The sequence below is a fragment of the Bacterioplanoides sp. genome, assembly GCF_965226395.1.
In the GTDB taxonomy this organism is placed as follows: Bacteria; Pseudomonadota; Gammaproteobacteria; order Pseudomonadales; family Oceanobacteraceae; genus Bacterioplanoides.
Window position 1 is genome coordinate 1 of sequence record NZ_OZ245358.1, and the last position, 17101, is coordinate 17101.

The window sequence follows — 17101 nt, forward strand, 5'->3', positions numbered from 1 at the left end:
GCTTTGCAAGTTGCACGGACTTTTTGAGGAAAGGAAATCCTGCATCACTGGGCTTTTTCTCATTGCCTCTCGAACATTACTCCCCAAATTGCTGTAAGTTGCATCAGTGTCGCATCTGTTTTCTTCAAATAGAATGTAAGGCAACACAAATTAAAATGCTCATGGGATTGAGCCTATTATGATGACATGAAGTGGATAATCCATTATGAGTTTTCTATGATCTCTGGCTTACTCGGGAAAAATCCAGTGTCTTCTGATTTCAGAAGTTATGAGAGGAATCCTGTTGTGAATCTCATAAATTTCCTTAAATATATATATTTTTATGATTAAACAGACGGATTGTGTCTGCGTCCTATTAGGAATGAAGGGTTTCCCTTTTGGTAAAAATATGCAGCGATTTGGCAATAATAATCGGTGTTATCTGGCGCGCTTTCCGCTTGGAGAGGCAGTGTTATTGTTGCAAGTACAAGGAAGGATTACGTTCTTGCAAACGTTGGCCGTTTAGCACTTATATTTGAACAGACTTACCTGATTAGAGTGTAATGTGAAGTGCTCCTGGAAGTGCTAGTGACTTTAACATCTTCAGTTCCCACGGCCTGCTCCCGTCTGACCTTGTAGCTCAGTCGGTAGAGCAGCGGTGATCTAACCCAATCTCTTTCCTTGTGTGGGCCCATTTCCATTAGTAGGGCTAACGCTCACATGATTCATATGGGGTAAAAAACTAGCACTTCACATTACACTCTAATCAGTTAAGTGTTGTTGGTTTTCCGTTAATTGATATGGCATTTGCACAATCTCCAGTAATTCTTTAAATTGCCAATAATAAGTTTTTTTTTTTTGTTAAATTCCGTTCAACTATTGTCCTCTTGCATATTTCTATGTAAACTACGATTTTGCTCACTGTGAGCATCTTTCCTTTGTTCCTAAAAGAAGGCTGTGCGGACCTGTATCGCACTGGTACAGCTGACTGATATTCGCTCGTCAATAACCAGATTTGACCCATCACTTTCAGGTAATATTCGGGGAGTGCTGTCTTTACGTTTTCTGTGGAATTTTCAAAGAAATTCTGTTTTCCTTCTGCGACTAAAAACAGCTTTACACGGTGGCCAGTCTAAAGTTTACTACATTAAATTGGAGAAGCTGAATTCGTCAAGTTGTTGTGTTTCTAGTCTCTTCTCTAGTTAAACTTTAGGTATCTCAGCCCTCAATCGCGTAGTGAAGTTTGCCGTCTCGGTTTTGAAAAAACGTAGAGGGTGAGAACTGAATCTGAATATTGGCGTCGCCTTTTCCAGTTGCATGGTCCCCTTTTGTTCCGGGGTTCCTTTATACAGCTTCAAGAAAGTTGTCATTGTCTCTTTCCCTCATTTTGCGCATTTAATAAGCTTACTCAGAAAGGAGGGAATTACGGTGGCGTGTGGTCAAACGTTTTGCTGCTGTTGATCATGTGCTTTGTTTTCTCACATTGCTTTTCAGGAATACATTCTTAGCGGTCCCCAACTACTTTCGCGCGGTAAAGATTGCGCTACAACATTTATCAACATTAACAAAACGTAAGTTTCACTAAAAATTATACCAGAAATTATGGGCGCAGGATATTTAGGAGATACCTGAATAAAGTTATTTTAATTTTTGTTAAAAAGGAAAAAAATGCGCTCCTGCTTTATGACAATCAAACGAAGCTAGTACTGTAAAACTCCAAAATACAAACACTGATCGTGCTTTATCACTCGGCAGTCATTTTGGAATAAAGGCTTTGTCTTTTCTTTGTCTGTACTCTTATCGACAACGATATTCGTCATCACAGGGCAACATTGTGACCACTCTTGTGCTGGATGATTAAAGAACCCACACACTGTAAGAAGAGTAGGGGAAATAGTCCCCGGTGTGGTGGTCACTAACTCATTCTGTTGTAGAGGCACCTGTGTAAACTACTTGTTATTCAACTAAGATAATTTGTAAACTTGGGCAATAAAGGCAGTCTGGCAAAGTCCCCCACAAAGTGTTGTTCATTGACACCTGAAGCCCCTAGGGGAGTGGTCAACTACATATTCATTATTCAATTTCTGGGGCACCTACTGTAAGCATGAAAGTTAAATAAAGTGATTATATTATTATTATTAACTAGGAGTTTCAGTGTGAAAGTGAGTGCTGGCGTGGAAACTGGGAGGCAGTGACTGGTATTTTTTTTTAAAACAGCTGCAAATTTTTGAAGCAAGAGGGTACCGGAAATGTGCCTGAAACTATTAAAAGAACGAATAAAGGTGTGCATATCGGCAGGCGTTACTATTTTATAAGCAAAGGGATAATTTCAAAACAACGACATGTCAGTTCATTTTTTGAATTTAAACTTCTGTTCTTCTGAAATTTCTGGCCCCTTTTCAGCGAAATAGTTACCTTTTGAGAAACGCTGAGCGTAGTTGAGCAAACGACAATTTAAGTTTATTGGCGTGCTTGAGAGTCTCTTATTTGTCTTTGACATAGCAGAGCGCGCGATTGCGTGACACGCCTCGTTTTTACCACTGATTTGCATTAAAACTAATAATTTCACCCGTCGTGCGTGGCTAAAGAAGGACGACTGCTCGTGGTCTATCTCGAGAAGTGATTTTCTTTTCGCTCAACGGTTGAAGACGTTGAAGAACAATTTGACTCGGCGGTCAAATGTAAGAGGTTCAAACTGAACATGATGGTACGGTTGAATGATGATCAATGACGACCCACTGGAAAAGTACGTGACTCGAAGGCTGTGCTTCCGATCTTACATTCCACAAATATGTGGGAAGAACAAAAAGGTGGCATACGGGGCGATAGCCGAGTGTGTCACTGATGTTCTTACCACATTTTGACGTCTTCTGTGATCTTTTACTGAACAGACGCACGGCAACATGGAATCTATTTGTTTTATATAACTAGGAGTTTCAGTGAGAAAGTGAGTGCTGGTGGACCCTGGCGTGAAAACTGGGAGCAGTAACTGGTATTTTTTTTTAAAACAGCTGCAAATTTTTAAAGAAAGAGGATACCGGAAATGTGCGTGAATATTTAAAAAGCAAAAAAAGGTGTGCATATCTTTAGTATGTGTCGCAGGCGTTACTATTTTATAAGCAAATGGATAATTTCAAAATAATGGCATGTCACTTCATTCTTTGAATTTAAACTTCTGTTCTCAAATTTCTGGCTCCTTTTCAGCAAAAGAGTGAAAACCCCGTAAGAACGTTTGCGTGGGAGGCCAAGCGTAGTTGAACAAATGTCAATTTAAATTTATTGTCGTGCTTGAGAATAGACTGGGAACAGTCTCTTATTTTTCAATGACACAGTTGAGCGCGCGATTGCGTGACACGCCCCGTTTTCACCACTAATTTGCATAAAATAATAATTTCACTCGTCGTGCGCGACTCTGAGGAAATAAGGACGACTGCTCGTGGTCTAGCTCGGGAACTGATTTTCTCTTCACTCAAAGGTTGAAGAAGTTGAAGAACAATTTGACTCGGTGGTCAAAGACTGAACATATACGGTTGAATGATGATCAATGACGACCCACTGGAAAAGTACTCGAGTAGAAGGCTGTGACTGTAAAAGGATTCCCTTCCATCACCTGTACGTGACGTTATTTCGGGTATCAATACCCCGGATAATAGACATAACCCACCACAATCGACTGCGCATGCTTCCGATCTTACATTCAAATTTTGGTTTTTTTGGCTAATGTCAAGAATAGTATGCTGCCTCGCTAAATCTCGCCAGCAATAAAGAATCAAACTTTATTCGCATAAAAAGCTGATGGTGACGTCAATCGTGCGTCTGTCCTCTAATAGATCATAGGCAAGAACCAATCAAAATGCGAGAATAATACATAATCATTCCTAGCTACTGCTAAGGATTACATCACGTAAAAGGCGACTCGAATAGCCTTAATTTAAACCGATAAAAATTCTGAAACTACATACAAGGTATGAAGGGGTAGTTTCTAAAGAAACTGTGGTGCTGCGTCGGTGGGGAAGTAGTATGCATTCACGGTATAAGGCCTGAATGCGCTCTTTGGTTTCTTTTTGCAGCATAGTCTTAAGTCAGCCGGATTATTGAATGGCTTGCCAGCCTTTATTACGTTTCAGCGGCAGGCTCCAGCCATCCACATCGACAATAATGCCGTCGGGGGTAATTTCTTTGATAAACAGATTGCCATTCACATAGTCACCTTCTGACCATTCGTGACCGTTCATACTGACACTGCGTTTGTCTGGCATTGAGCTGTAAATATGGCCAGTAATAATTAAGTCCGGCACCGTTCTTAATACCGATAACGGTGGCAAGGTACGTTGCGAACGAGTCACGTTTGGGCTTGAGGCTGGAGTTACCTGGGCTGGGGCTGCCTGAACAGCGGAAACTGGTTCCCCCTCTGCTTTAACCTCAGTGTTAGTAACGGTCTTAACCGGCTCTGTCTTAATGGATGTGGTCTTAACAGGTACGGCTTTAGCCAACACTGGTTCAACCTGAGATGACAAATCCGTGGTGGCAACGACAGCTTCCTTCTGTTGCTCTGATTGAATAGGTTCTAATTGCACTAACTTTGATTGCACTGACTTTAATGACACCGGCTCTGCCACCGGAGTCTGCAACGCCACCTCGTCATCCTGAAAAACCCAAACACCGGCCGCCACCAGCAAAGCCATCAACGCACCCAGAATCAACCCGGGTAACAAAGTCGAAGACGGTGTTGATGTTGACGTAGTCTGCTGCCATTCAGGATTAATCAGGCCGTTGGTTGCGCCGGATTGAGGATTCAGCTGCTGGCGCTCTTGTTCGGATTTCTTCAGGGCATCGAGAATATACGACATATTATCTCCCCTCCCCGGCACTGCCTGGCAATTTGTCTTTTTGCAGCTTGTCTTGTTGCTGCTCTTCTTGTTGCTGTAAGGCGATCAACGTTCGCGGCCCCAATATTTTATCGGCCTTTAAGCCCTGCTGTTGCTGAAAATCGAATACTTGCTGCGCCAGAATCGGATCGTAAACATTGCTCCTGGGAATAGCGCTGGAGCCTGAAGGCGCAATTACCTGCCAATCGGCTCCCCAGGCCGAACCCAATTGTTCACGCACCCAGAAAATAACATCCGATTGCTCGCCCGGGCGAATAATACCCTCGTAACCCTGCGGCACCTGCCATAACACCAGCGCCTCATTCAGATACTTACCCTGACGGACAGAAAACTGCTCGATCAGCTGCCATTGGGGTGCAGCATCCGAACCATACACCTGTTGTTTAATCACCACCGGCAAACCAAGGCGTTGCAGACTGCTGAGAGACCAATCGACCCATAAACACTGAGGCTCATCAACACTGAGCTGCTCACAACGGGGTACGGGTTGAGACCAATGTTGCGTCAACAAGGCCAGCGGCGTATCCGGTGTTGCGGCAGCAGGCTGAAATAAATCGACCACGGTATCCAGAGACAGTTTCTGGTTGGACGGTGTATTAACCGCTAACAGGGTGCCTGCTCCCAGAATAACGCCCAGTAGCACGGCCAGAAATACAGTAAAAAACCCCTGACGCTGAGTGCCACTGGCTGCCCTAATCTGGCTATGGTTGTGGTTTTGATTAAGCCCAGCTGACACCTGAGAAGCGCCTGAGCCAGGCAGCACTTCCTGCTCCGCGCCTTTAGCCAGCCCCAGATCTACCTGATCGCGCCCCTGAGCATAAGCTCCCAGCAATGCCCGGTCGCATAAGGTATTCAGAATTCGGGGCACGCCCTGACTGACCTTCCACAAGTAGGCAATGGCTTTGTCATGAAATAAGTCTTGTTCAGAACCGGCCTGTCGCACCCGATAACGGGCATAATCACGCGCTTCCGCAAGCGTCAGGTGTTTTAGATGAAAACGAGCGGTAATACGTTGATTCAACTGGCGCAGATCGTGTCGGCTCAATAGTTCATTCAGTTCCGGCTGCCCTACCAGAATCAATGACAGCAGCTTTTCTTTGCTGGTCTCAAGATTGGTAAGAAGCCGGATCTGCTCCAGTAACGGAGCTGGCATCACCTGCGCTTCGTCGATCACACAAATAACTTTGTCACCCTGACTGTACAACTCCAGCAGACGATGATTGAGAATCTGATACAAGGATTTTAACGAAGCATCCGCCGGGTAACTCAGTCCCAGCTCATCACAAATGGATTGCAACAGCTCAACCGGCGATAACTGCGGGTTAAAAATATAAGCAATATGAACACTGTCTGGCGCGGCATTAATAAAGGTCCGGCACAGGGTTGTTTTACCGGTGCCAACTTCTCCGGTCAGGCACATCAAACCACTCATGCCGGTAAAGGCATAGTGCAGATGCGCCAGTGCTTCCTGATGCCCCTGAGTGGGAAACAAAAAGTCAGGATCGGGGGCGATACTGAAAGGAAAGCGGGTCAGGCCAAAGTGTTCGAGATACATGCCGGTACAGGGAGGTCACAGCCAATAATTAATATCGGCGAATCATAGCGGATTTTACCCGGTAATTCAGTTCCCGGATTTACCATGGAAAGCGCAGCGTAAGTGATGCACGTAAATCCCGGATACGGGCGGCTTCGGTTTCATCCGCCGATAATTCCAGACTATGCCACAGGCTTTGCCAGCCAATACCCACTTGCTTGTCAGAGTAACCAACAATTGAGAAACGCTGGCTGCCCAGCTGCCAGAATTTTTCGACACCGAAGCGACGATAGCGACCATGATGAAAATAGGACACCTGAGTATCCCAGGGCTGATAATAAACGGCCGAGTCCAGCGTGACCGGAATCGAGGTAGAAAATGATTCAACCCCGGAGCGCCCACTACTCACACCAATGGCATCACACACCGGGTTGTCGGGGTTACTGAATTCGATACAGCCTTCGGTAAACAAGGCCTGATCAAACTTTTGTTGATTCCAGAGATCCAGCAACAGGACATCCACCGACCACTGCGGATTAAATTGATAGGCAATCCGGGTATTCAGAGAGATACCCTGGCCCTTGTCCTGATCACCATCAAATTCAAGAATTTTGTCTTCGTCAAAGTGATAATCAAGAATTGCGGACGCTTTCAGGTCGTCTTCATTAGTACCACTCTCGGTAAAACCCTTCAGCGTACCAAACTGATAATGCCCAACCCGGTACAGAGCCAGCTCAGGCTCGATAACCAGATTCTCCAGCGGGGTAAATACTTTTGCCAATGAAAAGCCGTAAGATTCAAATGACCAGGCTTCCAGGTCAACGCCACCGGCACCCACATCGGTACCACGCTCCAACGCGTTAAATGTACGGGAAGTCTGTTCAGAAAATTCGAGATAATAATACCAGCGCTGTTCACGCTTCAGCGTCCAGCCCTGATACTCAACGCCAAAGAAAATACGGCCATCACCATAGGCGTATTCACCCGGCTGAAACGGGCCATCCCAGCCAGAAATCATATCGGAAATGGGAACCGGCTCAGCGCTGGCTTCAATCGAAAAGCCACTGAATACCGAGTTATTGTGGTGTGCATCCAGGTTTCGGAGTTCACTTGTCTCAAGCCCGAAAACAGGTGCTGACATCAGATTAAGTGTCAGCACCAACAGGCAGATATGTTTCAACATAATAAAGATCTGAAAATTTACTTATTGCCCCAGAATCACAAAGTCACCGTTAAAAAAGCGGGCAACAAATACGTCATCGCGCTCTTCCCGGACAATGGCCATCAATGAGCCCTTGTAGCCAATATAGGCAACGGTATCGCAGTCGTTCACATTCTGATCACGATTAGCCACAGCACAGGCGGTTTCGCCGGTATTTTCTTCGGTTAACTCATATTCTGCAATACTGGTGGCAAACACACCGATACTTTCAGGCTCTCCTCCGGCAATAGAAACACCGCCCCGGAATACCAGAAAGCTGCCAATTTCCTGTGGCGCGCCATTGCCAACCAGGCCTGTCTGGTAAGCGATATAAAAGCTCTGGGCGTCTTCACCGGTTGGCACAATATCCACCAGATACTGATAGTCATAACCAAAGCTCAGGGCAACATCGTACGCATCTTCAGCCAGCACTTTCAGGTTGGCATCAATAATCAGCGGGCCAATTTTTTCCTGCTCCTGCCCACTATTGCGGTTGTGTAAATCAGCGGCCAGACGCACGGTTAACAGGTCCACCCCCAGGCTGATCGGAGCTACTAAAGTACCATCAAGGGTAACGGCAGTATTGGCCTGAAAGTCCGTTACACTTGCCACTTCCACGTCGTTAACAACGTCATATTGTTTATTCAGCTGCATCTGATAGCTGCCACGTCCGGGCACAATAAACGACAAGTCCGACAGCGTGCTGAGCATGTTCTGCAGCGACGGCTCACCACTGACTTCAATCTGAGCATCACAACCACTGACCTCACGATTGCCGCTATTCAGAGTTAATGCACAACGTTGCAGGTTATATCGTTCATTCTCACCATCAATCAACAGCAGACGATAGCGTTGTAAAATAGCAGGCTCGCCGTTCTCGTCTTTTAATACAATATCGAGGTACTCATTGCTGGTATCAGCCCCTTCTGGTGTTTCTTCACCGGATTGATACTCAAATAAGCCAGCATCCAAACGCACAACCCGTCCTTTAAGCTCAACCCAACGATTTTGTGCCAGTGTCGCGATCACACCGGAAGCGGCGGTTGGGAACGCAATCCGATAGTGGCCACGCCCGGCCAGCGGATAAATATTGCGCGCCAGTTTTTGTGCCAGTTGCTCAACAACAGCGGCAGTAACTCCTGCTGGTGCAGGTTCTTTGCGATCCTGCGGGGCATCACAAGCACCCACAACCGGGTTATTAATATCTGCAACATCGAGCTCACAGCGCTGCATAGCGAACAAGGTAGCATCGCTGTTGTCCGGATATTGGCGATAACGCTGTGCCTGTTGCACATCGCCGCCATTATCGAGTGATAACACGTCAATATAATTGATTACCGAATCACCCATAGTTTCTGTCGCCGCAAAATAACGGAACACGGCATCTTCCTGCTGGGTGACATCAAAACCCGGACGGAAAGTCAGATAATCACTCACCGATGGCCATTTATTTTCCGGATAATAAAGACTCCAGGATGAGGATGTCAGGGTTACCACCCCTTCAGCAGAATCACGCAGTACATCCTCCGGATCAGCCGGGCTATTCAGCTCAGGGCCATCAGTTAACAGACGGTAACGCAGTGATTTGGCGTTATAACGGAATTCACTATCCGGTTGCAGAGGATCAGAAATACCCACCAGCTCGGCTTCAAACAACTGAGTCAGATCGTAGTTTGTTTCACCACCCGCCTTGGTACTTTTCACCTCAGGCCAGATTAATTGATAGGTCAGTGGTTCTGCGGCCGTAAAAGGCGGCAAGGTCGCAAAGTCTTCTTCATATTCGACTTCAATAAAAGGTTTAGTCTGACGGTTATTGCTGTCGTTACCAACATTAAACTCAAAGCGGGTATCACCTTCCTGAAGCACCCCTTCAATATACAGGCGAAACAGGAAGAACTGCCCGTCTTCCGGTTGTCGTGGCGTATTGTCATCGCCTACCAGACTAAGGTAGAGCTTTTCATTACCCGAAAGAATGGCCAGCTTATCCGAGACACCGGCTTCATCTTCAATCCCCTCATTGTCGGGCAACTGAATGCGCTCAACCTGAACACGCCCTGCCAGTGCCAGCGGGTTATTAGCATCCGGCGCGCCATTCAATACCGAAGCGTAATAGCTAATACCATCACGCAGAGTGGCAAAGCTTTTCATCAGATCCGGAGACGTGGTTCTCAACGCAACATTCACATCATTGATATAACGATTGACGTGTCCGACATACTCACGATCAACAAACGAAGGTTTATCAGCATCCTGCCCGGTAAAGTTCAGGAAGCGATCATTCAGATCCTGAATAAAGAATTTTGCTTCGCTGATGCGGTTAAATTCATTCTGAGCCGATTCGGATAATTCGATTTGTGGCGCAGGCAGATATTCGCCTTCGCGGTTTTCCAGTACTGCCACCCGGTTCGCCAGTGTCGCCACTACCCGATCCGCAATCGCCGGCACCTGACGACCCTGATTGCGCAAGAATTCAATATTCTCGCTCAGCATTGCCTGTGCCGCACTGAAAACATCGTATAAAGCGACACCACTCTGACCGTCAGCACGCTTCATCAGCCAGGACGCCTGACGCAGATTCACCTCTTCAATAATGCCATTTAAAAACTGGTTATAACTCTGTTGTGCTGGCTTCAGTCGCTGGATCGACGATAACAACGCCCCCAGATAAATTCCCTGCTCTTGCAGCGCCAGATTCAGCGAAGTGGTTTCAGCAACCTGAGACGGTGCAATCGGCTGCACCGAAATAATATCCGGCACGGTGAAGATGGCTGAAATCTGCTTATTAGCCAGATCAATACGATAACGGTTGTAGACACCTTCCTGAGGGGTATCCGGATTATTAATGCCATCATCCGTGGTATCGATATACGCCGTAAACGCATACGCATTGGCAACATGAGTCAGCCAGTTAATATTAATCGCCATATTGGCGGCAATATCCGTGACCAGGGCCCGGTATTCAAAATCGTCACCCAGCGACACACTGCCCTGATACGCAACCCCATCACAGCCGGCAACCGATTCACAACGCAATACCGTGGTGCCTTCAACCGGAGAAGCAATTAAAGCCGTTGGATAACCTATCCGTTCATTGGCAATAACGGCCTGATAAGCGCCAAGCGGTGTCGAGGTGGTTTTAACCCCAGCGAACGACACTTCATTATCCTGACCCACTTCCACTTCAGGCTGACCCTGATTAGTAATGGGCACGGCCTGAATACTGGCTTTGGTGATATTGGCAGCGCCAACATAACCACTTACCCGTTCAACCGACTGGTTGCCTGAAGAGGAGCGACTACTGGAGGAATTACCGCTACACCCGGACAGGGTAGCAAGAAACAGACTGCTGACAGCCAACAACGAAACGCGGCTCAGTGCGCCTTGGTGAGATCGGAACATAATTATTATTCTGTATTTTTTATTGCCCTCACTTTACACCGTCATCCTGATAAAAAACATAAAAAAACCCGGCAGGTGCCGGGTTTTTTCGTAGCTTTACATATTAGTTAGCTGCTTTGAATTTCAGACGGTAAGCGTGCAACAGTGGCTCAGTGTAACCACTTGGCTGCTCTTTACCTTTGAAGATCAGGTCAGAAGCTGCCTTAAACGCAATGCCATCAAAGTTTGGCGCCATGGCGATGTAAGCAGGATCGTTCGCGTTCTGACCATCTACAACGGCCGCCATACGCTTCAGGCTGTCTTCAACCTGTTCCTGAGTACAGATACCGTGCTCCAACCAGTTAGCGACGTGCTGAGAAGAGATACGCAGAGTTGCACGGTCTTCCATCAGGCCAACGTTGTTGATGTCTGGCACTTTAGAACAGCCAACACCCTGGTCAACCCAGCGAACAACGTAACCCAGGATACCCTGACAGTTGTTGTCGATTTCGTTCTGGATGAACTCTGGCGTCAGCGCATCAGCTTCTTCCTGGCTCATCAGAGGCACAGTCAGGATATCGTCAACGTTAGCGTGTTCACGCTGCTTCAGCTCTTCCTGTACCGCGAATACGTCTACTTTGTGGTAATGCATAGCGTGCAGAGTGGCTGCAGTTGGCGATGGAACCCAAGCGGTGTTAGCACCGGCTTTAGGATGGCCAATCTTCTGCTCCATCATCATGCCCATCTCATCCGGGATCGGCCACATGCCTTTACCGATTTGCGCGCGACCAGACAGAGACGTTTCCAGACCTGTGTCTACGTTCCAGTCTTCGTAAGCGTTGATCCAGGTTTGTTGCTTCATCACAGTTTTCGCAACAAATGGGCCTGCCAGCATAGAAGTGTGCAGCTCGTCACCGGTACGGTCTAAGAAGCCAGTGTTGATAAATACAACACGGTCTTTGGCAGCACGGATACACTCTTTCAGGTTAACAGTAGTACGACGCTCTTCGTCCATGATACCCATCTTCATAGTGAAGCGTGGCAGACCCAGTGCATCTTCAACACGACCGAACAGTTCGTTCGCGAACGCAACTTCTTCAGGACCGTGCATCTTAGGCTTAACGATGTTTACCGAACCCGTGGTTGAGTTCTGGAACGGTGCATTACCTTTCAGGTCGTGGATCGCGATCAGAGTGGTCATCATGCCATCCATAATGCCTTCCGGTACTTCAGAACCGTCAGCCAGCAGGATTGCCGGGTTAGTCATCAGGTGACCTACGTTACGTACGAACAGCATAGAACGACCTTTCACAGAGAAAGTTTCGCCGTCTAAACCGGTGTACTCACGGTCAGCGTTCATGGTACGGGTGAAGGTGTTACCGCCTTTAGACACTTCTTCAGCCAGGTCACCTTTCATCAGACCTAACCAGTTGCCATAAGCAATCACTTTATCGGCGCCATCAACACAGGCAACCGAGTCTTCACAGTCCATAATGGTGGTCAGAGCCGATTCCATCAGGATGTCTTTCACGCTGGCAGCATCGGATGCACCAATGTTGCTGCTGGCATCGATTTGAATTTCAAAACGCAGACCGTTGTTTTTCAGCAGGATACCGGTCGGTGCGCTCGCATCACCGGTGAAACCTTGCAGTTTCTCTTCGTCTTTCAGACCAGTCACAGAACCGTCTTTCAGCGTCACAACCAGCTTGCCGCCTTCGATCGCGTAGTTAGTGCTGTCTACGTGGCTGCCAGCGGCCAGAGGCGCGGCTTCGTTCAGGAAATCACGGCCATAAGCAATCACTTTATCGCCACGAACCTGGTTGTAACCCGGGCCTTTGGTTGCGCCATCTTCTTCAGAAATCGCTTTGGTGCCGTACAGAGCATCGTACAGAGAGCCCCAACGCGCGTTAGAAGCGTTCAGAGCAAAACGAGCATTCATGATAGGCACAACCAGCTGAGGGCCAGCCATTTGAGCGATTTCTGGCTCAACGTTAACCGTGGTTGCTGCGAAGTCTTCACCTTCTGGCAGCAGGTAACCAATTTCCTGCAGGAATGCTTTGTATTCCGGGAAGTTTAAAGCCTGACCGCGACGTTCGCTGTGGTACGCATCGATTTTAGCCTGCAGATCGTCACGCTTAGCCAGCAGCGCTTTGTTCTTAGGAGCCAGTTCGTTTGCGATGGTGTCAAAATCTGCCCAGAACTTGTCAGCGTCAACGCCGGTGCCTGGAATCGCTTTGTCGTTGATGAAGTCGTACAGTTCCTGAGCGACCTGGATGCCACCCTTCTGAACGTATGCAGTCATGATTAAGCCTCAAATTGATAATGGATACTGACAAGCAGCATCCGTTTCCATAAAGCCCGCTAAGCAGGCTCAATATAAAGTGGCCGAAGTATACCTTTCGACACCGTTATCGGCTATAAGCCAGATTAATGTCGGGGATAAGGCGCATAAATATGAGCAATATTCATCCCGTTTTAAAAGGCATGACACCAAACCTCCACTACCCGGCACAAGCCTGACATTTTCATACTTTTCTCTTTGCATATATTATCTATACAATACTTATACACAAAAGATACATCATGTATGAATTCTGAGAGGTCATGTATGAGTAACAAGAAACAAGCACCCGCAGAGCAACGCCAACAAGAGCTGGAGGAAGACATCAAACGTTTTCTTAAACATGGCGGGAAAATAGAAAAAATTAAGTCTGGCTTAACCGGAGAAAAACACACCTGGCTGACCGGCAAGGTAACCGATCGACCCAGCACGGTCGTCAAGCTGCCCAATCATATTGCACCGGGCCTGACGATTTAACAGGGATTAATATAAAAGAAGCCCCTTATTCAGAACAAATAAGAGGCTTCTAATTAGCAATCTATTGGAGAGATGCAGATTTATGCATTTCTAAAGCAAGGGAGAATCAACCACCAACCGTGATAAATTCTCCGTTCACAAAGCGTGCTACCCAAACACCATTTTCCTGGCGAATCTGGCCGTACACCACGCCACGGAAATTGATCGGAATGATTGCGTCTTCCAGCGTTGAGACATCATTAAACTCGGCTTCATTACGTAATACACAGCGATCAAAATTACCTTCCCGGTCGCTGACAAACTTATACGGCAACGGCATGGCACTGCTGAGCTGGCGTACCGAAGCAACCAATGTGCTATCAACCGTCTCTTCGGTGCCATCATCCAATGTCAGAGAAACACCATCCTTGAAGATGGTAACACTGCCTGAGTCAGCGATATCACCGCGGGTATCGTAGCTGATCAACACCCGATCCAGACCATCACCAGTGCCCAGGTTTAAGCCACTACTGCTATCAATGGCACTGTAATCATGCGACAAGGCCGCATTAACCTGATATTCGTCCGGTGTTGATAACAACAGGGAAGCATCCAGCAAAGTGCGCGGATCACTGGTGTTGTCATCGTTATCATCCAGCGAAATTTCAGTAGTAAAACGCAATGAGTTAAGTCCCAGTACAACCGGTGCATATAAGGTACCACTCATGCTATTGCTGCCGCTGACTTCATCCAGAATCAGACACTGCTGATTATCCGGATTCTGAACCGCTGGCCATTCAACAAAGTAAGTACCACGATTATCAATATTCACACGGGACAACTCACCCACTTCCCACAAGTCATTCAGAGATTGCTGAATATCACGTTCGCCTAACAAACGCCGACGGCCATCACAACGGTCAACCAGCCATTCACCCTGCTGATTTTTTTCCAGCGTACAGCGCTCAAAGTCGTGGGTGATAACAAAGTCATCACGGTCGCCATCTTCATCCAGATCAGTATCATCTTCAACCGAACGGGTTGGCAGGAAGCGATATCGCACGGACTCACCCAGAGGCACAATAAAGTCGAAATAGTCTGCTATCTGCACCTGCAGCTGTTCCTGGCCAAAGCGGTACATCACCAGATCATTTTCAACACTGCCATCCGGGTGTGCCGGATTAGTGCGCTCTGATAAGAAGCCATTAAAGGAAGCAAACTTCAGTTCCGGATAAAAGGTATCGGCATTTAACGAACGAGCAGACACACTCAGCGTGGTAATGTCATCATCATTCGCATCGTCATCACCAATCTGATCGGAAATACGACCACGCAAGGTAATGGTTTCAATATTAAAACGACGTTCATTACCACTGTCGTCAGCATCCAGGTCCGGGTTTAACACGCCCCGATAAAACTGACTGAAGGCACCTTCCAGCTCAAATTCATCGCTCTGCCCTTCGTTTGCAGAGAAGGTAAAGTCTGCCCAACGGATTTCATAAGCGATTTCTTCCATCACTTCTGGATCTTGTATCTCAGACACCGCTTGCGGATAGAAAATACGAATACCGGCCGGAATTAAAATTTCGTCACGCTCATCTTCGTCAGTGTAGGTATGATCAACCACAAACGTCAGTTCGTTATGCTGGTAAGTGCCCTTAATCAGCAGGTCAATCCCCTGTGACTGGGTTGGATTATCGTCTGCATCGGATGGGTTCACATCAGCAACTGCCTGAGACACCACAATCGCGCCATCGTTAATCGTCAGTACATTGTTACTGAAGCTGGCCGATTGCAGCCATTCCCAACCCGCTTCACCTTCATGAGTCGGACAAGCACCATTCGCCAACAAACATTCAATATACAGCTGACGCGTCAGGACAAAGGACTGCACAATAGTATTAAAGTTATCTTGCTGATCCGTACCGATCTGACGTAATTCATCACGATAGGCAACGATACGTTCTTGATAACCTTCTTCAAAAAAGCCGGTGTTACCATTGCCCGGCAGCAACAGCTCCAGGAAGGCTTTAGAGCGTTCAATACCCAGCTCAATATCATTCAGCGTGCTTTGGCCTAACAGATTCGACAAGGCTTCCGGCCGGATGTCAGTTAATTGTTCTGAATTGTTATTCAACTCAGCGACTTCAGCTTCCAGTGAATTAACAACGGAGCTGATAAAAGCGGTGACTTCGGCATTCACACCTTCAATTTTTTTCAGGTTATCGGCAGCCAGCGTGTAGATCTGCGCCAGTGATGTGGTTTGCGAGCTGCCGGACTGTAGCAATTGACCATCATTAGCCACCAGATCCGCCGCAACGGCCTGAGCAAAGGTTCCCGCTGCCGGGTTAGCGGCTACATAGTCCTGAGAAAGCTTCTGCCAGGCCGCCAGAATCGCGCCGTAACGAATTGAATATAACGCTGCGCCGGTGTTCACCGTCGCCCACTCATTAATCTGAGTTAAGTCCGCCGGCTCACGGGTCTGAATATCATCAATATCAAATAACCGACTCACCTGAGAGACCGATTGCACCACCGAATTGGGCGAGTAGAAACCGGTTTCCGTCCAGACATTTTGCTGACCCGGAATACCGAGGTTGCTGTCACCCTGGAAGGTTTCATTGTAGACGAGCTGTATACCCAACTCTGCCGCCAGTTCGGTCAGCGGTGTTAAGCGAACGTGTTCATTATCCTGCAAGCCAAACGCAACCGTGCGCCAGTCCATACCTGTGGTCACCGGGTGCGTAGCGCCAAAAGCCACGTTATTGGCACAGCCTTCAACCCATTGACAGGTGCGTGTTGTACCCGTAACACCGCGGGAATCATCGGCTTCACGCCCAGTTAACTGAAACTGATGAATATCCGTTTCCGGAATTGGAATAGTCGCCAGGCCTTCGTTATTGGCTTCAACAGAGGCAACAATGGGCTGCAATTCAAAATCGGCTGACGGCAAACCCGCATCGGTAATCAGTTGAGAACGCACCAGTCCGAATTGAATATCTTCCTGATTCACCTGAACATTAATATCTAAGGTGGTGATCGTCGAGCCACTATCCGAATCATCACTACAGCCCGCAACCAGTGTTGCCATCAAAATAACGGCAGCAGGCATTAACCCATGTTTTTGCATAACGTCTCTAAACCATCCTATTTGTAATTCCGCCGACAATCAGGTGTCAGCCAAGGGCACAGATACATAAAATGGCCGCTATCATAACAGGGTTTATTTCCGTGTGTTTGCTCTTCGTGCCGTAAGGTTTAGTAAATACCTGAAATTATTCTGTCTGACTGGTCAGAAGCCTTGCTGCAGTGTTAACAGACCA

At 47.3% G+C, this 17101-nt stretch carries 7 protein-coding genes; 1 reads left to right on the forward strand and 6 read right to left on the reverse strand.

Going from position 1 to position 17101, the window contains the following annotated elements:
* Positions 1–4070 precede the first annotated feature (4070 nt).
* The 5 genes from ACO05E_RS00005 to ACO05E_RS00025 form a co-directional block, all read right to left on the reverse strand.
* Positions 4071–4829: a general secretion pathway protein GspB gene (locus ACO05E_RS00005; RefSeq protein WP_419810954.1), complete on the reverse strand. Its 759-nt coding sequence runs from the start codon at positions 4827–4829 to the stop codon at positions 4071–4073.
* 1 nt (position 4830) lies between these two features.
* Positions 4831–6423, reverse strand: coding sequence for an ExeA family protein (locus tag ACO05E_RS00010; RefSeq protein WP_419810955.1), 1593 nt, complete (start codon positions 6421–6423; stop codon positions 4831–4833).
* A gap of 79 nt (positions 6424–6502) precedes the next feature.
* Entirely contained in the window at positions 6503–7585 is a 1083-nt protein-coding gene (locus ACO05E_RS00015; RefSeq protein ID WP_419810956.1) for a hypothetical protein, read from the reverse strand.
* Positions 7586–7606: 21 nt separating this feature from the next.
* The gene (locus ACO05E_RS00020) at positions 7607–11002 is read right to left on the reverse strand and encodes a hypothetical protein (RefSeq protein WP_419810957.1); all 3396 of its coding nucleotides are present in this window, start codon (positions 11000–11002) and stop codon (positions 7607–7609) included.
* Positions 11003–11105: 103 nt separating this feature from the next.
* Positions 11106–13283 (reverse strand): malate synthase G, encoded by a 2178-nt coding sequence (locus tag ACO05E_RS00025; RefSeq protein ID WP_419810958.1) that lies wholly within the window; start codon positions 13281–13283, stop codon positions 11106–11108.
* A gap of 306 nt (positions 13284–13589) precedes the next feature.
* On the opposite strand from ACO05E_RS00025, the gene ACO05E_RS00030 reads away from it, so the two are divergent.
* Positions 13590–13799, forward strand: a complete 210-nt coding sequence (locus ACO05E_RS00030) for a hypothetical protein (protein WP_419810959.1) — start codon at positions 13590–13592, stop codon at positions 13797–13799.
* A 106-nt stretch (positions 13800–13905) separates the two neighbouring features.
* On the opposite strand, the gene ACO05E_RS00035 is transcribed toward ACO05E_RS00030, so the two are convergent.
* The gene (locus tag ACO05E_RS00035; RefSeq protein WP_419810960.1) at positions 13906–16908 is read right to left on the reverse strand and encodes a hypothetical protein; all 3003 of its coding nucleotides are present in this window, start codon (positions 16906–16908) and stop codon (positions 13906–13908) included.
* Between the last annotated feature and the right edge of the window lie 193 nt (positions 16909–17101).

Bases quoted from the DNA above. Each gene is read 5' to 3' on its own strand.
- ACO05E_RS00025 (WP_419810958.1), bottom strand. From the start codon at position 13,283: ATGACTGCATACGTTCAGAAGGGTGGCATCCAGGTCGCTCAGGAACTG.
- ACO05E_RS00035 (WP_419810960.1), bottom strand. From the start codon at position 16,908: ATGCAAAAACATGGGTTAATGCCTGCTGCCGTTATTTTGATGGCAACA.
- ACO05E_RS00030 (WP_419810959.1), top strand. From the start codon at position 13,590: ATGAGTAACAAGAAACAAGCACCCGCAGAGCAACGCCAACAAGAGCTG.
- ACO05E_RS00005 (WP_419810954.1), bottom strand. From the start codon at position 4,829: ATGTCGTATATTCTCGATGCCCTGAAGAAATCCGAACAAGAGCGCCAG.
- ACO05E_RS00010 (WP_419810955.1), bottom strand. From the start codon at position 6,423: ATGTATCTCGAACACTTTGGCCTGACCCGCTTTCCTTTCAGTATCGCC.
- ACO05E_RS00015 (WP_419810956.1), bottom strand. From the start codon at position 7,585: ATGTTGAAACATATCTGCCTGTTGGTGCTGACACTTAATCTGATGTCA.
- ACO05E_RS00020 (WP_419810957.1), bottom strand. From the start codon at position 11,002: ATGTTCCGATCTCACCAAGGCGCACTGAGCCGCGTTTCGTTGTTGGCT.